Consider the following 19,449-nt stretch of genomic DNA (forward strand, 5'->3'; position numbering starts at 1 on the left):
TCTCCTTTTTCAACATTATACTGGAAATTTAATATTCAAAAAGCCTGTGCTACTCACAGCACATAATGAGCTAACACAGACTCTTATTAGGATTAGAAATTGATATAACTTCTAATCTACTATATTTCCAGGACTTAAAATACTATTTGGGTCAAAAGCTCTTTTGATATTCTCCATGATATTTATTTCAGCCTGACTAAATTGAAGAGGCATATGCTTCTTTCTAGTCTTTCCTGTACCATGCTCTGCTGTTATTGTTCCACCATACTTTATTGCAGTCTTGTATATCTCTTCTTTAAGCTGCTCATAATTAGCAGGGAGTTTGCCATTGTCACCCATGATAAAGTTATGAATATTTCCATCTCCTATATGGCCAAGAGATACAATTTCATTGCCATACTCTTTAGTCAACCTTTTTACATCATCAAAGAAATCAGGTACAGAAGACGGTGGTACAGCTACATCCATAATATCTGCTATATTATCTTTATAAGGACCATATGCATTACTTCTTATCTGCAAAAGATGTCTCTGATCCTTTTCAGTTTCCGCTACAATGCTATCTACAGAACCATGTTTTTCACATATTTCTACAACTTTTTCACTATTAGAATACAAATCATCTTCACTGCATTCATCCAGTATGAACATCAAATCCACAGAACCTTTAGCTGCAGGCCAGGTAGTTCCAAGCTGCTCTGCTGCTTTTTCAGATATTACTCTATCCATGTATTCAATGGCAAGAGGTGTGATTCCCTCTTGCAGTATTTCAGGTACTGCATCACAAGCATCTCTCTGGCTGTTAAATGAAACCAGTAATGTTCCATTGCATTTACTTCTTGCATATAGCCTGAGCGTTACTTTTGTAATAATGCCAAGAGTTCCTTCACTTCCTATCATAAGTTGAAGCAGATCATAACCCATATTATTTTTTAGTAATTTTCCACCTAAAGTAATTATCTCTCCTGTGGCAAGAACTACTTCCAACGCTTTAACATGATTTCTCATAATTCCATGCTTTACAGCCCTTGTACCACCTGCGTTTGCTGCAACCATGCCTCCCACTTGTGCACCTTCATCTCCCGGATGTACAGGAAAAAATAATTTGCCATTCTTATTTAGTTCTTCAAGTAGTTGAGACAGCGTTGCTCCAGATTCTAAAGTAATCATAAGATTCTTTTCGTCAAATTCAACAACCTTATTTAGTCTCTCCAAGGATAAAATAATGCTTGGCTGTGTTGGTATTGCTCCAGCAACTACTCCTGTACCGCCGCCCCTGACGATTACAGGCAATACTTCCTTATTTGCATACTTTAACACTTCTGATATTTCCTCAGGTGAAGCTGGTTTAACTACCACACAATCTTTACATGCTTCTGGACGAAGTAATGTTTCAGTCTCATCATAAAGATAACCCTGCATTTGAGATAAATCGTTAGTAACCCAATCATCTCCTACAACTTTTCTTAAACTTTCAACTACTTTTTCTGGTGAATTTTTTATTAAATCAGTATTCATTTTTAATGCCCCCTTTTTTATTTTAACAGCTTACAGTTTCTAAACTTCCCTGCTTTATTTTACTAATTAAATCAGGTACTACCTTGTACATATCATCTACTATTCCATAGTCAGCTACATTAAATATTGGAGCTGATGGATCTGTATTAATTGCAACAATAAAGTCTGATTCCTTCATTCCTGCTAAATGCTGTGGAGCCCCTGAAATTCCACAAGCTATATATAATTTAGGTTTTACCCTGTTTCCACTGTAGCCTACCTGGAAGTCCTTAGATATAAAGCCATCATCAACTATCTCCCTGCTAGCTCCTACTACCCCAGAAAGTAAGTCAGCAAGTTCTTTTATCATAGCCATATCTTCTGCTTTTTTTAATCCTTTGCCTGCTGCAACTACAACACTTGCATCAGAGATGTTTACTTCCTGGGATTTCAATTCTTTTATAACTTTTACAAGTTCATTTTCAGGCTTAACTGCATCTACCTTCACAATTTCACCTTTTCTATTTTCATCTCTCTTGCTTTCATTAAATTCCTTATATCTTACTGTAGACATCTGTGGATATGTGTCTGACTTTATATGTGCCAATATATTCTCACTAAAGGCGGGCCTTATTTGTATAAGCTTTCCATCTTCATCTATTTCAAGGCCTGTACAATCTGCTGTAAGCCCTGTTTCAAGAGAAGCTGCAAGCCTAGGTGCCAGTGATCTCCCAAGACTTGTTGCGCCTATTAAACAAATTTCAGGTTTAATTTTCTTAATCAAATTTTCCAGGTTAGTTTTATAAACTGTCTCTTCCGGTGCATTAAATATATCATCTTCAACATAAAATACCTTATCTGCACCCCTGTATATAAGTTCCTCAGCTTTAATACCACAAGGTCCTAAAAGTGCACTGTACACAGGTATATCTAACTTACCTGCAAGTTCCCTAGCTTTTCCAAGAAGTTCATAACTTACTTTATGGATTTCCCCTTTTTTCTGTTCTGCAAATACTAAAACTCCATTATATTCCTTTTCCATATCATTATGCCTCCAAAATTTTCTTTTTTCTAAATATATCTACAAGTTCATCTTCTGCCTTAGCTGCATCCGCTTCTCTATAAATTTTTCCTTGTCTTTTCTGTATTTTGGGTACTTCTATCTTTTTAACCTTTGTAGGTGATCCTTTAAAACCAACTTTATCAGCATCTGTATATTCCTTTAAATCTTCAAATTTTAAAGTCTGTATTTCTGCCTTTCTAGCTTTCATTTTATTTTTAAAGCTCGGAAGCCTTGGTTCATTTATATCTTTAGTAACTGTAATTAAAGCTGGTAACTTTACACTTTTTAAATAAGTTCCTTCCCATATTTCAGAACAAACTTCAATTTTATCATCACTTGCATCTGTAATCTTACTTACATAACTTGCATGAGGTACATCCAAAAATTCTGCAACTTCAGGTCCAACCTGTCCTGTATCTCCATCCACAGTTTTTTCTCCAGCAATGACCAAATCACAGCTGCCTATTTTTTTTATTGCACTTGCAAGTATAGATGATGTGGCCTTAGTATCTGACCCCCCAAATTTTACATCGCTTATAAGAATTCCTTCATTAGCACCTCTTGCAATGCATTCCCTTAAGGCCTGATCTGCACTTGGAGGTCCCATGCTTACTACTGTAACCTTAGCATCAATTTTTTCACTTATTTGCACTGCTGCTTCCAGTGCATTTAGATCAAACGGATTGATCTCTACACCTGCAGATTTACGATCCACTACTCCCTTTTCTCTGTCAAATTTTACTTTTTCCATATCAGGAACCTGTTTAATTAAAACTACAATATTCATTACCAAGTCTCCATCCCTTCTGTAAATTTTTTTAAATTAACTGATATGCTGTCATACTTATATCGAACAAAGCTTCACCGCGTTATCAATGTAAAGGCGACAAATAAAGCAATATCTACTACACCTCCAACCTAATTAATCAAGTGATTCTTAGGTTCAGATGGAGTTTGCTTATAAAGATGACTTTCTCCAGCTGAACCTTAGAAGAACTTATCCAGGCACGTAGCAGTGCTTACCCCCCACTTCAATAGAAGATGGGGGGGTTAGCAATGGTAGTGATCGGATAAAATTTCCTTTTGGTGTATAAAAAAAACAGCTCTCTTTCGCTGGGGCGAAAAAGTCTGTCGCGGTACCACCCAATTTCTACTTGATTCATATAACGGCCTATACAAGCCGGATCAGCTTACAATATATTCAGCCTACAGCTCCAGGGTGATCTTAGATATGTATATTTATGGGATTTCACCTTGTCCCACTCTCTTTAAAATATTTAACATATCTACTAGTCCTGTCATTGCTTTTATCTTTAAACACGAGTTTACTATAAGTTTAAATCAATGTCAATAAATAATTCCAATGATTTCATAATTAATTTATTTCTATTTTAACTTTGCTTCCACCCATTCCTGACTCTGCAGGAGTAACTATAAGCTTTACAGGCATCCTATCTTTAATTGATTCAAGATGACTTATTATACCTATGGACAACCTGTCATTATGAATTTTCTCCAGGGAATCCATAACCACCTCCAGAAGGTTATCATCAAGAGTTCCAAAACCTTCATCCAGGAAGAATAGTTCTAGCGGCGCACTTCCCTTTAATTGTATTTGGGCAGATAGTGCTAGCGCCAGTGCCAGTGATGTTACAAAAGTCTCTCCTCCAGATAAAGTAGATGCATCTCTTTGTGCTCCACCATTTTTATAATCCCTTATAATAAATCTGCCATCCTTATCAACTTCCAATCCATAATTTCCACAGGTAATTTCCTTTAACCTCTTGTCTGCTTCTATGGATATATATTTCAGCTGATTCTGGGCTACAAATTCTACAAATTTTTTCCCTTTGAACAGTTTATCCAAATCATCTAAAAGACTTAATTCATGTTCTAGTTTCTGTTTTTTATTTAAAAGTTTTGTAAGCTGACCTATTTTTTCGTCTATATCCTTGACTTCCCTTTCAAATTCTATTTTGTCTTTTTTTAACTTTTCTAAAGTTTCAATATTTTTATCTCTAGTACTTTGTATTTCAATCCATCTATCTTCACTTAAACTCCTGTCACCTATTTTTGTATTAAGGTTTTCTATAGTACCAATTATTTTAGCACTTGCATTTCTATATTGTTCTATTTTAATCTTAAGTTCCTCAATTTTATCTTTAGGCATATAGTTATTTTTAGCCTCAACCATATTTTGAATTTTTTCTTCTGATAAAGCCTTTCTTAAATTTTCCAGGTCATCTGTACATCTCTCATTTAAGCTAACTAAATTTTTCTGAGCTGCTATTATGCTGCTGCTGCATTCATTATACTGCTTTTCTATTTTTTTGTTGTTTTTTTCTATCTCCTCATATTCATACTCTATTTTTTTTATGTTACCTGATATTTCTCTTTTTAAATTTTCTAAGTCTTCCCTACCACAGGCTTTATCTTTTATACTATTTTCTTTTTCCACTATGCTTTTATTTTTTTCTACGAAGGTAGCACTGTTTTTGCTTAACTGCGTCTGTAAAGTCATTAATTTTTCATTTAAGCTCTCTTTTTTTCTTTGCTCAATTTCTAAATCTTTTCTTAGATTTTTTATAACATTTTCAAGTAATGTTCTACTTTTCTCCTTTTCAAGGATTTCCTCATTCTTTTCTTTAAAATTACAAATACCAAGTTCTTGTTTCAATGATTTATATTCTCTATTTACTTTTGCACACTTCTGGTCTATTTTCTGAAAACTTTCCTGTAACTTTTGAAGCTGAGACCTGTTTTCTACCTTTCTCGTAACTGATTTACTGTACTCAATTTCTATGATATTTTTATCTTGATTTAAAATTTTAATCTTATTTTCCAGAGCTATTTTTTTATTATTAAATTCATCCACAGCTTTCTTTAAATTATTAAACTTACTTTCAACATCTTTTAAAGGAAATGCTTTAAAATTCTCACCTAATTCTTTCATTTTTTTATGTCTGTCTGCTGTGTTTTCTTTTTGTACTTTAATATTCGTATCTATTTTCACTATTTCATTATTTAGTTTATTACTTTTTTGAATTTTTGCATCTAAATCAAGTTTTAGTTCTTTCAAATTATTTGAGTCTAAAATTATAACATTTTCTACAACATGATGAACTGATCCACATACAGGACAGGGCTCTCCTTCTACTAAAGATTTCCTCAAAGTATGTGCCAAATTTTCAGCTTCAATCTTTTTTACTTTTTTATCTATTTCTTCAATTTCATTTTCCAAATTACCTTTTTCACTTTTCTTGTTTTGAAGCTCAATTTTAAGTTTTTCTATTAAAGTAGTGCTGCTGTGTAAATCACCTTCATATTCATAATATTTACTCCATTTATCTCTTACATCTGTTAAATTTTTCTGCAAAGTTAAAAGTGAGTTTTGATCCCCAGGACAGTTCTCTATTAAATTATTCAATAACTTATTATTATCTTCTAATAAATTGGATTTTTCATTATTTTTTTTAGCTAGTATTTCACTTTTCTTTTCTTCAGTTTCAATACTTGATTTCAAACTTTCCATATCCCTAGCTGTACTTTTTTTCTGTTCACCAATACTTTCAAGGTTGTTCAAAATCACTATGCCTTCATTAATCTTTTTCTTATACTCTTCGGGAATTTTCAAAACCTGCATTTTATTTTCACTATCTTTTATCTGACATTTTATCCTACTAATGTCTACCTCACTTTTTTCTATAGTCCTGCTGTTAGTTTGCAAATCTTGTTTTAAAACTGCAATATTTTTTTCTAATTTTTCTTTATCATGAATTAGTATATTCAAAACTGACTTTTCTTCTATTGCCTCAATAGCCTTTTGTTCCTTTATTTTTAAATTAGGCAATTCATTATTTCTTTTATTTTTGACATTCTCTAATTTGCTCTCTATTTCATCTTTATTATTTTTTATAGATACCATAGTATCATTTAAAATCAAAATCTCTTCTTCTATACTTCTAATTTTTGAAAGTGTATTTTCATATTCATCAACATAAGGTTTTACTTTTGACGCACTTTCCCCTAATAAAACTTTTTGCTGGATTTCATTTATGTATACTTCACTTTTCTTAAGTTTCTCCTGCTCTATAACTTGATGTTTCAAATCTTCTTGAAGGTTCCACAGCTCTTTTCCATCGTTAAATTCATTTTGTGAATTAACTAGTTCACTTTGACACTTATCATAATTTTTATTTAATTCGCAAAGTGTATTTTTCTTCTCTTCCAAAACTTTCTCATTTATATTTTCATAACCTTTTAACTCACCTTCAATTAAATTTGCCTTATCTTTTTCCCTGCCTATTTTCTTTGACAATTTTTCAGAAAGCTCATAACCATATTCTTGAAGGTTAAAAAGTCTTTCAAGCATATTTCTTCTGTCTTTTCCCTCAAGCCTTAAAAATTCATTAAATTTCCCCTGGGGCAAAACTACAGTCCTTGTAAAGTCTTCTAACCTAAGGCCAATAATATCCTCACATTTTTCAGTTACATTTCTAGCTCCTTCTTCTAATATCTTTTCCACATCATCTGTAACATCCACTATTTTAGCTAACTTACTTCTAGGGCTGCCTGTTTTATTGTCTCTTTTAAATTCTCTTTCAACTCTATATTTTTTTATATTTCTTCCAGATATCTGGAATTCAAAACTAACACTTAAAGTATTACAATTTATATTGATGTAATTTGAACTTTTTCTGGATGTTTCACCATATAAGGCCAGAGTCATACCATCAAGTATGGTCGATTTTCCGCTTCCCGTAGGTCCAAATATTCCAAACAAACCTCTTTGGGTTAATTTTCCAAAATCTATACATTGTGATTCTATAAAACTGTTTAATCCTTTTATTTTAAGTCTAATTGGCTTCATTGTTTTCGTCACCTTCCATAACAGACAATAACATATTAACTAATTCTTCCTGAGGTTCTACTTTTCTCTCTTTTAAATAAAACTCTTTAAAAATATCCTTAAAGGATTTCTGCGAAAAACTATTTATATCAAAATTGTCATTGCTTTTTTCAGCTATTTTAGGCATAATTTCAATTATATCTTTCTTAGTAGTTTTCATTATTTTTATTTCATCTTCTCTTATATACCTGTCCGTAGTTATCTCCAAATAAACCCAACAATTCCTATCTTTATTTTCTTCACATTTTTCTATTGCATCCTGAATACTTTTACATTTCCACACCTCTATGGGCTTATATGTTTTAAATTCTATATCCTTTACTATACACTTTTCTCCTGCTTTTACATCTATAATGAAACATTTCTTTTTAAAATGAATTTCCTTTTTATTGTATTCTAAAGGAGATCCCGAATACCTAGCCCTCTTTTCCGTAGCTGGTACTATTTGAGGTTTATGTACGTGACCAAGTGCAATATACTGGGCATTTTGAGGGAAACAGCTTGAATCTACAATAAAGCTTCCTCCAAGCTGGGCATTTCTCTCTGAGCCTGATTCTTCACTACCCATAGTAAATAAATGAGATACTACTATATTTATAGTATCCTCTCTATAATTTTCACTTAATTTACTAAACAATGCCTTTATTCTATCACCATAGGACTTAGCCCTCTCCTCTTCATCATCCATATCTCCGTATAAAACTTCATTTAGCCTTTTTTCACTTGGAAAAGGAACTGTAAGTATGACAGCTTTTTCTCCATTTACATGAATTTCAATAAATCCTTCTCCTGAATTCACAACTGTATGTCTACCATAATTTCCTATGGGCACTACAGATTTTGGTGTCCCCACCATTATAATTCCATGATCTCTAGCTAAAGGTCCTGCTGCTACTAACCTGTCCGGATTATCATGATTGCCTGCTATAACCAAAGTTGCTCTCTCCCCATTTGAAGACAGTTTTTTTAGCGTATCATAAAACATTTTTTCCGCCCTTGCAGGTGGATTAGGACTATCATAAATATCTCCTGCAATAATTATTAAATCCACATTGTTATCCGAAACTATATGTACAAAATCTTTGAGGAAAGCCTCCTGTTCATCCATACGACTATGCCCCTCTAGATTTTTTCCCAAATGCCAATCAGAAGTATGTAAAATTCTCATTAATTCTCCTCCAAATCTTTCATCAAAAACATCATAAATAATTGGCTACTTATGATGTCTTTTAAGCATTTACTTACACTTACTATGAGTTCTAAATTTTACTATATTATAACATAAAATTATTTCACTCACCTTAATAGACGTATATTTAATCCTTATGTAATTTGCACCATATAAGTTAAATTTAACTTAATACATATATTTCTATAAAAGCAATATAATAAATAGTATTAAAGTATGATTTTTGAAAGAAGTGATATTATTAGAAGCCGTAAATTTATTATATTAACAATTATAATTGCACTTACTGTTTTTACATTATTGGGTGCGATAATTTTTAAAAGCAGTATTTTTAATGTAAAAGGCAGCTCCAGCTATAAAAATTTTTCATTAGACAGCTTCGACTTAAAAAAAGCACCTATAAACTTAGTTTATGAAAACAAAAAAATTAAGATTGACTTACCTATAGGTGTAAAAAACAACATATATTACATACCTGTAAATGAAATAGTATGTACTTTAAATGGAAAATTTTCAATAAAACATGGGAAAGCTGAATTAAATTTTCTCTCAACACGTTCTCTTATTGATACTAAAGGGACTACTTATAAAATAAATGGAACAACACATAAGTTAAGACACAAAGTATTTTTAAAACAAAACATTATATATATATCCCTATTTGATTTTACTAATATGTTTAACTTAAAAACTTATTGGAATGAAAAAGGTTCAGAAATATGCTTTTACAAAAATAAGGATATAATTACCTTAAGTACTACCCATGTAAAGAAAAAAGCAGCTTTACTGAGATTAGAAGATATTTCTGCCGGAGGACTTTACAACTCCCATGAAACCTTGGAAAAATTGCGGATAGTAACTGATTATTTATATGCTAAAGGAACAATATTTTACGTTGCCTGGGTTCCAAGATATGTTGATCCTTCCATGAATATAGACAACAATTTATTGGAGAAAAATAATATGTTTAATGCTGATTTTGTATTTACACTGGATTACATGATAAATAAAAATGGTATTTTAGGACTTCATGGATATACCCATCAATATGGAAATACAAAAAGCATTGACGCAATAGAATTTCACCGAAGTAAAAAAGATAACATTCCAGCAAGTGCTGAATATGCTAAGGATAGAATTGCAAAGGCTATACAGACAGCAAAGGCATTGGATATAAATTGTGATTTTTTTGAAGCACCACATTATGCCATACTACCCGAACAAATGACAGCAATAGAAAAATCCTTCAATTATATGTATGAACCTTATTCAATAAATGGAGGTTTTACAGAATCCAAACATATTGTAAAGTTTGAAAACAGTCATAGAAAAGCTGTTTACATTCCAACTCCCTTAGGATATGTAGATTGTAAAAGTGATTGCAGAAATATGTTGAATAAAATAAGGGAAATAAGTGACAGTACGGTTGCAAGTTTATTCTACCACCCCTACATTGAGTTTGACTATATAAATCTTTCAACAGAGAAAAATGGATACCCAACTTACACTTATTCAAGCAATTCGCCACTGCACCAGATGGTAGAAGTACTTAATAAAAAAGGATATAACTTCAATAGTATAGATAATTTATTAAGAAGTAAATAAGATAACTTAACTGATAAAATATAGCTCAACTTTCGCACATACGAAAGTTAGGTCTAATATAAAAAAATTACGAAAAAATATTTTTGAGAGGACAGAGGACAATTGACAGAGGACAGTAAAGGATGATTTTTCTCCACTATGCTACGAAAAATCTTCAATTTAAAAGGAATTTATGTTCTTTTGTTTTTCATGGGCACTCTTTTAGTAAGTAATTATCTGAAAATCATAGATTTCAGATACCTACTTAAGCGATGTTTTGCTTTAGCAAAATATCGCTTAAAAATAAATTAGTTTTCTGACGTAAGGAGGAAAACTTACCTTCATTGTCCTCTAAAAAGTTGAGTTCTTAACTTAAATATAATTTTCAATTACTAATAATCTATTGATGTACATAAGTCGATTTTAGTTTAGAAACTCTCTATAAATTAAAATTCTCGTTCTAACAGTTCTATTTTTTTCTCATCCTTAAAATCATCTATAGAATGTATATCCAAAGCATGTAATACTCCATGCATACATTCACTATCTACAGCAACTTTTATTTCAGAATCTTGTGCAAATTTATTTACTCGATCCCTACCTTCATCCTTAGATGCAATTGCTTTGGGACCACCTACACATCCACCAATACAGCCCATTCCTTCAATAAAATTAGCTTTTATTTCTCCATTTTGCACCTTGGTAAGCATTTCTTTACATTCTCTAATGCCATTTGCCTGAATTGCACTAAATAGTTTATGCTTTTCAGGAAAAATCTTTTCCACAGCTTCGCTTACTGCAATAGAAACTCCACCTGTACGGGCATATAATCTTCCACCTCTAGAAGCATATTTAGATGAAAAATCTCCTTCAAGTTTAGATGGAACTATATGAAAAGCATCAAATATATCTCTTAATTCTTCAAAAGTAAGTACAAAATCTATTGCTCCTTTTATATCTTCTTCCTTTGCCTCAGATTTTTTAGCAATACATGGGCCTATAAACACTACCTTGCAGTAAGGACTTAACTTTTTAAGTACTCTTCCTCCTGCAACCATCGGAGATACAGAGGGAGATACATGTTTAACCAAGTTACTGTATACCTTTTTTACCATAGCCACCCACATAGGACAACAGCAGGAAGTTATCATAAAATCTTTTTCATCTTTTACATGATTGTCAAATTCAATAGATTCCTTTAAAGTAAGCATATCTGCAAAAAATGCCACTTCAATCATATCAGTAAATCCCAGTTTTTTAAAAGCGGTCCTAAGTTGATCCATAGTAACATCTTCCCCAAACTGTCCTATTATGGCAGGAGCCACTATAGCCACAACTGGAGATTTACTTTTTAAAATATCCAAAATAGGAATGAACTGAACTTTATCCATTATTCCCCCAGTAGGGCAAACATCTACACACAAACCACAATCGGTACACTTTTCTTTATCTATGTAAGCACAATTTTTCTTATTGTCTATAAAAATTGCATCAAAAGGACATGTTTTTTGACATAGTATCTCACCTTTTTCATCCACACATTCCATGGAACAGTCTTTAACTTTATTGACTACTTTACCATCTTGTTTATAAGACTTTATTGCTTTTTTTAAATTTTCTATAAAGTTAGAGCTGTAATCTACATTAGTACCGCACAATGTAGATATAATCTTACACAATTCCTGTTTATCCATTTTAGACTCTAATAAAAATGACATCACTTCTTCTTCAAAGTTTCCACTATAATATGCCTTTATTATGAATTTAAATAGATTCCTATAATCATCTCTCAATTTACACTACATCTCCTCTTAACCGTTCATCAAAAACTTGCTCATTACAATTAATTTTCTCTAATTCAATAGCTTCTAATAACTAATATACTTTCCTTATCTAAAGGATAATAATCACAAATTTTTGCTAAACCTAAAGGAGCATTTAAGTACACTATTCAACCAGTGGAATATAGTACTGCAGCAATAAATATTCATTTAATTTTATTATTTATATTAAAGTATGAAGAATAAATATCTTTAGCTACAGAAGCTGCACCAACTCCTCCGTGACCACCATCGAATAAAACTATACATACTGCTATTTCTGGTTTATCACTAGGAGCAAATCCTACATACTCTGCATAGTCCGTTCTTCCAACTTGTTCTTGATTACCAAGACTTTGAGCAGTACCTGTTTTACCTGCTGTACTTTTGGGAAATCCTTTAAAGACACTGGATGCTGTACCATTTTCATTAACGGCATTCATCCCTTCTTTAACAGATTCCAAATTTGCAGCACTGACACCAGTTTTTTTCATAACCTCTGGCTTGATTTTTTCAATTACTTTTCCATCTGTATCTAGATATTGATCTACCAAATGGAGTTTATATTTAGTACCTCCATTTGCAAGAGTTGCAATATAATTCACTATTTGAAGAGGTGTAAATTGATTTAATCCTTGACCTATAGCAGCATTTTCTATATTTGCAGGTACTTTTAATTGTGCATTGGCATCTGAAATAGTAATACTATATATTGCACTAATTAGACTATTCATTTGGCTATCACTTATATCCTTTTTATTATTAGCATCCTTTGATGTAAGTTCTGAAAATAATTCCTTATATTTTGATTTGTCAAAAGAACTGGTCCCATTTTTTATACAATCTTTTATAAGATTTTTAATATTATTTTTAATTTGTGTTATTTCTTTTGAATCATTATCGTTATCATATAAATCTACTGTAACAATCTTGTGTCCATAATCATCTTGTCCATCTTTAAGTACAGACATAGTTTTCCAAAGATAAGTGTTAGCATAAGCAGTTTTATTCGACACAGTATTATATACCTGTCCAAACTTTTCTGATATTTCTATTCCTGTAGCAGCTTTAACACTGCTATTTGGATCTATACCCAATCCGAACTTCCATGCATATTTTGCCAGAATATTATCTCCCAACGCATTTCTAAGCTTTTCTGCCACTGTCATAAAATAGGGGTTACTGGATTTCTCTATGGCAGTTATGAGATTTACAACTCCTTGAGGACCATCCGACTTAAACTCTACTATTTTTCCTCCCTGATCAAATTTTCCTTGATCATCTACAGTAAAATCTGGAGTTATAACTCCAGTTTCAAGACCTGCAATGGCAGTCATGGGTTTAAAAGTAGAACCTGGAGGAATAAGAGATTGAGTGGCATAATTATAAAAAGGTTTTGGATATATATCATATACATCTTTTCTCATAGTAGTATTGTTCTTTATGCTTTTATCAATTGGGAAAAGTTCATTTAACACTTCATCCTCACTTTCCCCTGGATAATTAGATGTAATTCCTCGTGTTTCAATATAATTTTTCCCAAATTGTTCTAGATTGGGGTTGAAATATTTATTGTACATTTCTGAACTCAAATTTCCTGGTACCGTAAACAAATTTGGATCATATCTTGGTTCTTGGGCCATTGCTACTATTGCTCCCGTATTTACATTTACTGCTACAGCTGCTCCTCTTGTGGCATTCGAAGTATTTGATCCTTGCTGCTCATAAGGATGACTCCTAAGACCTGCCAAAGTACTTTCAAGGGAATTTTCTGCAGCTTTTTGCACATTTGTATCTATAGTAAGCTGTACTGTCTGTCCGGGACACGATTCCTTTTTCCCAAGTTCTTCAGTTATTTTCCCATTTTTATTCAGCTTTACTATTCTTCCACCTTTTGACCCTTTTAGTCTGTCCTCAAGGGCTCCTTCAATTCCTGCTTGCCCTATGTAATCACTATTTACATCATATCCTTTTTCTGTATATTTTTCATAACTAGAAGATATTTTTGATATATACCCTAAAAAGTTGGATCCTAAATCTCCATTTGGATAAGATCTTATAGGTTCCGTAGTCACATCCATTCCTGGGAGTTCATTTAATATTTGCAAAAATTTAAATGCAGTTTCTTTCTTTATATTGCTGGCCACAATAACAGGTTTATATCCTGAAAAGCTATTCATTTTTAAAGTATCTTTTATAATCATGAGTCTTCTCTGTTGTTCAAGAGGATAAGTATTACTTATACCATATCGCTTCATAAGCTTTTTGAAGGTATCCTCTGGAGACATATTCAAAAGTTCTTTATTAACCTGTACTTTAAGTTCATCATCAGATACATTCTTACTTTTTTTCTTGATGTTTTTTTCTAAATTCTCATTTAATCCCCGATCTCTTTTGAACTTAATTTCAAGATTTTTTCTTGTATCCTCATCATCACTTCTAAATTCAAATCTATAAGGATTCACCTTTAGTTCAAAATCATCCTGCTGACTTTCACCACTGTCGTCCAATATTTTAAATACCTTATTCATAGTAGTGAAAAAAACTTTATCCTGATTATCAGTTTGGTTATATATCAACATATATCCCTGAGTGCTGGCAGCTAAAATATTTCCCTTAGAATCTAAAATTTTTCCCCTTGGCGCTATATCTGAAATTTCTTTTATAGATTTATTACTTGCCTTCTCCTTGTACTCATTTCCTTGCACTACCTGAAGAAAAAAAAGCCTTATGATTATTGTGGAAAAAACAATTATCATAATTGCTATAAGAATAGTATATCTTGTAATACTAAATCTCTTTTTTTCATTCATAAAATATCTCCCCTAAATTTATATTTCCATACTTTAGTTTATATACAAAAATAATATAAAATGGTAAATAATAAAATTATTGTAATATATAAATTATAACATATAATACATATATTTTTTCCATATATGTGATAATTTATTTAGGGGAAAATTATATTATCAATTTGCAAATATATCTTGTTTGATATTTTCATTAAACTTTTTAGCTTTAAGCATAGCAATTTCGTATTTATAAGGAGGTCTTTTTTCACCTTCAGTATTTGCTAAATAAGGTGTTTCTAAAATTTTAGGAACATCTTTTAAATCTTCATGATTTGCCACATAAGAAAGTGCATCAAATCCAATGCTTCCAAATCCAATCATTTCATGCCTGTCTTTTCTACTCCCTTTAGGATTTTTACTGTCATTTAAGTGAATTACTTTTAATCTATCTATACCTACTATATGATCAAACTCATTCAATACCCCGTCAAAATCTTCTGCTACGTTATATCCGGCATCGTTAATATGACAGGTGTCAAAGCAAACTGTAATTTTTTCGTTATATTTTACTCCATCTATTATTTTTGCAATTTCCTCAAAATTTCTTCCACATTCCGAGCCCTTTCCTGCCATGGTTTCAAGGGCTATCTGTACAGTTTGATCTCCAGTTATAACTTCATTTAATCCTTTTACAATCTGTGCTATTCCAACTTCCGTACCTGCCCCTACATGGGCACCAGGATGCAGCACAAGCTGTTTTACTTTTTTTATAGCAGAAGACCTTTCTATTTCTTGTCTTAAGAAATTCACTCCAAGTTCAAAAGTAGCAGGCTTTATACTATTTCCAATATTTATTATATAAGGAGCATGAACTACTATTTCATCAATACCATTTTCATTCATTTTTTCTATTGCTTCATCAATTCTAAGCTTTTCTAAGGGTTTTCTAGAAGTATTTTGAGGTGCTCCTGTATAAAACATAAAAGTATTTGCACCATAAGAAAGAGCCTCTTTTACAGAACCTAAAAGCATATCTTTTCCATTCATTGAAACATGTGAACCTATTTTAAGCATGTAATCACCTTTTTCCATAAGTATTTTTATTAAAATTTATACCCTACGCATTTCTAATACATAATTATACTACAAATCTTAATTATTGTACCAAACAGATATGTAAATCTATCTTGACAAATGTAACCTATTTTATCAAAAGTACTAAAGTACCTATTACGATTATTATTAATCCCCAAAATGACCTTTTCGTAAGTTTTTCTTTTAAAATAAAATATGAAAATACAATTGAAATGACAATACTCAATTTATCTATAGGTACAACTATACTTGCAAGACCTTTTTGTAGCGCTCTGTAGTAGCAAAGCCACGACGATCCTGTTGTAATTCCTGAAAGACAAATAAATAGGCAGCTCCTTTTATCAATGTTTTTAATTTCATTTTGTTTTTTCGAAACAAAAACTACTGCCCACGCCATAATTAATACAACAATGGTTCTGATTGCAGTTCCTAAATTTGATTCAACTCCACTGATTCCCACTTTTCCAAGAATTGAAGTCAAACTTGCAAACACCGCTGACAGCGCAGCATAAAATAACCATCTGCTATCTACAATTTCTTTGTTTTTCACTTCCTTCTTAGTTATCATCATGTATGTGCCTATTCCTATAGCACACATACCAATGAATTTTATCCAAGTAATCTTTTCCCCTAATAAGATAAAAGCTAAAATCATAGTTAATACTGTACTTGATTTATCTATTGGTGTTACTTTATTTACATCCCCAAGCTGAAGAGCCTTAAAATAACAAAGCCATGAAGCTCCTGTTGCCAGTCCTGACAATATCAAAAAAAGTAAACTTTGTCCACTTATTTGATAAATCGTATTTTGGGAACCAACAATAAGAACTATGAACCATGAAAAAATTAATATAACAATAGTCCTGATTGCAGTTGCCAGATTAGAATCTGTTTTTTTTATTCCAATCTTAGCTAAAATAGCTGTAATCCCAGCAAAAAATGCTGAACCAAATGCAAATAATACCCACATTAAAATTTCCTTCTTTCTATTTATATATAGATTATTTCTTATTGGATTCAAACTTGGAATTCTCCCGCAAATCCCAGAACACTTTAAATTCCAGTTTTTCAACTTCTCTCTGCTGTTTATAACTGATACGCAGCGTGGAATTGTCAGGAATTTCTATATCTTTGTCGAGTTGTTTCAAAATTGATTTTATGTTATAGCCGTGCTCCTTCACTGTTTTGAGAGTTTCATCAATTTTATCCAATAGAGCAGTGGACTTACCCAAAATATCCTCTGAAACAATGTATCGTTCACTTTGATTGATGTAATCGATAGAATCTCCAGACGCAATCCAATTTATCAGTGCCTGTTTGTTGAAGCGCCATTCACGCCCGATTTTTCTTGCAGGAACATGTTCTTCACGCAATAATTTGATTAAAGTTTTTTCGCTGACTCCTAAAAAATCAATAGCCTGTTCAAGGTTTAATATATTGTTGTCCAAAACGTAACACCTCTCCTTTATTACTTACCTTTTAATAACATTATAGTATAGCTAAACAGCTATATCAACACAAACTGAATTTAACATTAATATAACTGAATTTAATTGCTATATAGTATTAATATAATTGATTTAACTATTATTTTCATTTCTTAGCTTAATAACTATGAGGTATTACCCCTATAATAAACAGAGTTCTTGGCATCAGATGGAGTTTTGACTCCACCTGATGCTTAGAAATCGTTATCCAGGGACGTAGTTGCTATTTACTCCAACTTGGAGAAGTGGGAGTATTAGAGCAGGTAGTCATCGGATAAATAATCAAATTTTGTACATAATATTATATGAATCAATATTGATTCCTCTTTGATTAATTTTAGCAAGAAATATTAAAAAAATACCCTATAGAGTATATTAAAAACTCTATAGGGTATTTTTATATATGACAAAACATAAGTTACTAAAACCATTTTTTTAACCAACATTATAAAAAATTTTATATCTTTATATTATACTTTTCAATCTTGCTGTACAAAGTATTTCTTCTTATACCAAGTGCTTCTGCTGAATGGGTTATATTCCCCTTAAATTTCTTCAATACTTTAATTACATGTTCTTTTTCCACATAATCTAATTTTAGACAGTCATCATTAACATCCACAAGTACCTCATTATCACAATTTTCTTCTGTAAAATAATCTGCAGGTATAGATCCTGTATTTACAATTAGCTCAACCAAATTTTCTAATTCCCTTATGTTCCCAGGCCAGTTGTATTTAATCATTTTCTTTAAGTATTCTTTTGATATAACTGGCTCCTTTTTATTTAATTTTTGTGAAATATTCTTAACAAAATATTGAATAAGAAGAGGTATATCCTTTTTTCTTTCTCTAAGTGGGGGTAAGAATAAAGGCAGCACATTTAATCTGTAATATAAGTCTTTTCTAAATCTTCCACCTTCTACTTCCTTTTTTAAATCTCTATTGGTGGCAGCTATAATTCTTACATCTACAGGTATAGTCTTTGAACTTCCAATTGTCGTTATTACACCCTCTTGTATGATCCTTAGAAGCTTTGTCTGCATATCCATAGGCATTTCTCCAATTTCATCCAGCATTATAGTTCCACCATCTGCCAATTTAAATTTTCCAAGATTTCCACCTTTTTTAGCCCCTGTAAAAGCCCCCTCTTCATATCCAAAAAGCTCCGACTCTATAAGTTGTTTAGGGATAGCACCACAATTTAAAGCTATAAATGGTTCATCTACTCTTCTACTGTAATTATGAATGGATTGTGCAAACACTTCTTTTCCTGTACCACTTTCCCCCATTACAAGTATAGTTGATTTGCTATCTGAAATCTTTTTTGCGTAATTTATTACTTTTATAAAGTTTTCATCCTGGCCGATTATCTTATCAAAAGTATAATAAGCCTGTCCATTACTTATTTTCTTTACCCTTTTGATTTCCTCAAAAACATATACTATCTCAACATTATCGTCTTCACAGTTATATATACAACTAGTAGTTAACTGATATCGGGTTTTGTTTTTCACTACTACTATATTTGTTTCTTTTAAATCATTTTGTCCTAAACATATGGTTGTCTTTATATCATTCCAATTTTCTATGATATCTTCTATTTTATATGTTTGTAATTTACTGTTTGTAATGCTAAACATATCTTGAGCTTTTTTATTGCAAATTTTAATTTTTCCATTTATATCAGAACTTACTATAGCAATAGGACTGGAATTAAATATGTTCTCCATATATTTGTAGTTCATATTTTTAATCTTGTTATACTCTTTTACTTTAAGCATTTCTTCTATAGCATTTGATGCTGCTATAACCATACCAAGGGTATGGGAATGTACAAACTCAATATATCCAGTAAGACTCAAAACTCCTATAAGTTTTCCTTTATTATCTTTTATAGGTGACGCAGAACATGTCCACTTATGATATGCATTAATAAAATGATCATCTCCAGAGATTTGAACTGGCAACTTACTCTTTATAACCATGCTCATAGCATTTGTCCCAATAT

General features: G+C 31.6%; 12 protein-coding genes and 1 other annotated feature. Of the genes, 1 reads left to right on the forward strand and 11 read right to left on the reverse strand.

Annotated elements, in window-relative coordinates:
• Positions 1-111 precede the first annotated feature (111 nt).
• From CLRAG_RS12825 to CLRAG_RS12845, 5 genes are all read right to left on the reverse strand, one after another.
• Positions 112-1,518, reverse strand: coding sequence for an FAD-binding oxidoreductase (locus tag CLRAG_RS12825; RefSeq protein WP_065078790.1), 1,407 nt, complete (start codon positions 1,516-1,518; stop codon positions 112-114).
• Between the two features lie 22 nt (positions 1,519-1,540).
• Positions 1,541-2,539, reverse strand: a complete 999-nt coding sequence (locus CLRAG_RS12830) for an electron transfer flavoprotein subunit alpha/FixB family protein (protein ID WP_065078791.1) — start codon at positions 2,537-2,539, stop codon at positions 1,541-1,543.
• Positions 2,540-2,543: 4 nt separating this feature from the next.
• Complete coding sequence (locus CLRAG_RS12835) at positions 2,544-3,347, reverse strand: electron transfer flavoprotein subunit beta/FixA family protein (protein WP_065078792.1); 804 nt, start codon at positions 3,345-3,347, stop codon at positions 2,544-2,546.
• 324 nt (positions 3,348-3,671) lie between these two features.
• Positions 3,672-3,871: a binding site (T-box leader), on the reverse strand.
• 64 nt (positions 3,872-3,935) lie between these two features.
• The gene (locus tag CLRAG_RS12840) at positions 3,936-7,430 is read right to left on the reverse strand and encodes an AAA family ATPase (RefSeq protein ID WP_065078793.1); all 3,495 of its coding nucleotides are present in this window, start codon (positions 7,428-7,430) and stop codon (positions 3,936-3,938) included.
• A complete protein-coding gene (locus CLRAG_RS12845; RefSeq protein WP_065078794.1) occupies positions 7,417-8,637 on the reverse strand; it encodes an exonuclease SbcCD subunit D in 1,221 nt (406 codons plus the stop codon). The genes CLRAG_RS12840 and CLRAG_RS12845 overlap by 14 nt, the downstream gene beginning before the upstream one ends.
• A gap of 237 nt (positions 8,638-8,874) precedes the next feature.
• On the opposite strand from CLRAG_RS12845, the gene CLRAG_RS12850 reads away from it, so the two are divergent.
• On the forward strand, positions 8,875-10,263 hold the full coding sequence (locus tag CLRAG_RS12850) for a DUF2334 domain-containing protein (RefSeq protein ID WP_065078795.1): 1,389 nt from the start codon (positions 8,875-8,877) through the stop codon (positions 10,261-10,263).
• Between the two features lie 425 nt (positions 10,264-10,688).
• Here CLRAG_RS12850 and CLRAG_RS12855 read toward each other — a convergent pair whose 3' ends face one another.
• From CLRAG_RS12855 to CLRAG_RS12880, 6 genes are all read right to left on the reverse strand, one after another.
• Positions 10,689-12,035, reverse strand: coding sequence for a [Fe-Fe] hydrogenase large subunit C-terminal domain-containing protein (locus tag CLRAG_RS12855; protein WP_065078796.1), 1,347 nt, complete (start codon positions 12,033-12,035; stop codon positions 10,689-10,691).
• Positions 12,036-12,229: 194 nt separating this feature from the next.
• A complete protein-coding gene (locus CLRAG_RS12860; protein ID WP_065078797.1) occupies positions 12,230-14,875 on the reverse strand; it encodes a penicillin-binding transpeptidase domain-containing protein in 2,646 nt (881 codons plus the stop codon).
• 159 nt (positions 14,876-15,034) lie between these two features.
• A complete protein-coding gene (locus CLRAG_RS12865; RefSeq protein ID WP_065078798.1) occupies positions 15,035-15,931 on the reverse strand; it encodes a deoxyribonuclease IV in 897 nt (298 codons plus the stop codon).
• A 127-nt stretch (positions 15,932-16,058) separates the two neighbouring features.
• Positions 16,059-16,922 (reverse strand): EamA family transporter, encoded by an 864-nt coding sequence (locus CLRAG_RS12870; protein ID WP_065078800.1) that lies wholly within the window; start codon positions 16,920-16,922, stop codon positions 16,059-16,061.
• 31 nt (positions 16,923-16,953) lie between these two features.
• On the reverse strand, positions 16,954-17,400 hold the full coding sequence (locus CLRAG_RS12875) for a helix-turn-helix domain-containing protein (protein ID WP_065078799.1): 447 nt from the start codon (positions 17,398-17,400) through the stop codon (positions 16,954-16,956).
• 496 nt (positions 17,401-17,896) lie between these two features.
• Positions 17,897-19,449, reverse strand: a 1,553-nt coding sequence (locus tag CLRAG_RS12880; RefSeq protein WP_065078801.1) for a sigma-54 interaction domain-containing protein, incomplete at its 5' end; no start/stop codon positions are given.

It is taken from the genome of Clostridium ragsdalei P11 (assembly GCF_001675165.1).
Lineage (GTDB): Bacteria > Bacillota > Clostridia > Clostridiales > Clostridiaceae > Clostridium_B > Clostridium_B ragsdalei.

What these genes read in the sequence shown, in the direction of transcription:
- CLRAG_RS12825 (WP_065078790.1), bottom strand. Translation starts at nt 1,518, where the DNA reads ATGAATACTGATTTAATAAAAAATTCACCAGAAAAAGTAGTTGAAAGT.
- CLRAG_RS12830 (WP_065078791.1), bottom strand. Translation starts at nt 2,539, where the DNA reads ATGGAAAAGGAATATAATGGAGTTTTAGTATTTGCAGAACAGAAAAAA.
- CLRAG_RS12835 (WP_065078792.1), bottom strand. Translation starts at nt 3,347, where the DNA reads ATGAATATTGTAGTTTTAATTAAACAGGTTCCTGATATGGAAAAAGTA.
- CLRAG_RS12840 (WP_065078793.1), bottom strand. Translation starts at nt 7,430, where the DNA reads ATGAAGCCAATTAGACTTAAAATAAAAGGATTAAACAGTTTTATAGAA.
- CLRAG_RS12845 (WP_065078794.1), bottom strand. Translation starts at nt 8,637, where the DNA reads ATGAGAATTTTACATACTTCTGATTGGCATTTGGGAAAAAATCTAGAG.
- CLRAG_RS12850 (WP_065078795.1), top strand. Translation starts at nt 8,875, where the DNA reads ATGATTTTTGAAAGAAGTGATATTATTAGAAGCCGTAAATTTATTATA.
- CLRAG_RS12860 (WP_065078797.1), bottom strand. Translation starts at nt 14,875, where the DNA reads ATGAATGAAAAAAAGAGATTTAGTATTACAAGATATACTATTCTTATA.
- CLRAG_RS12865 (WP_065078798.1), bottom strand. Translation starts at nt 15,931, where the DNA reads ATGCTTAAAATAGGTTCACATGTTTCAATGAATGGAAAAGATATGCTT.
- CLRAG_RS12870 (WP_065078800.1), bottom strand. Translation starts at nt 16,922, where the DNA reads ATGTGGGTATTATTTGCATTTGGTTCAGCATTTTTTGCTGGGATTACA.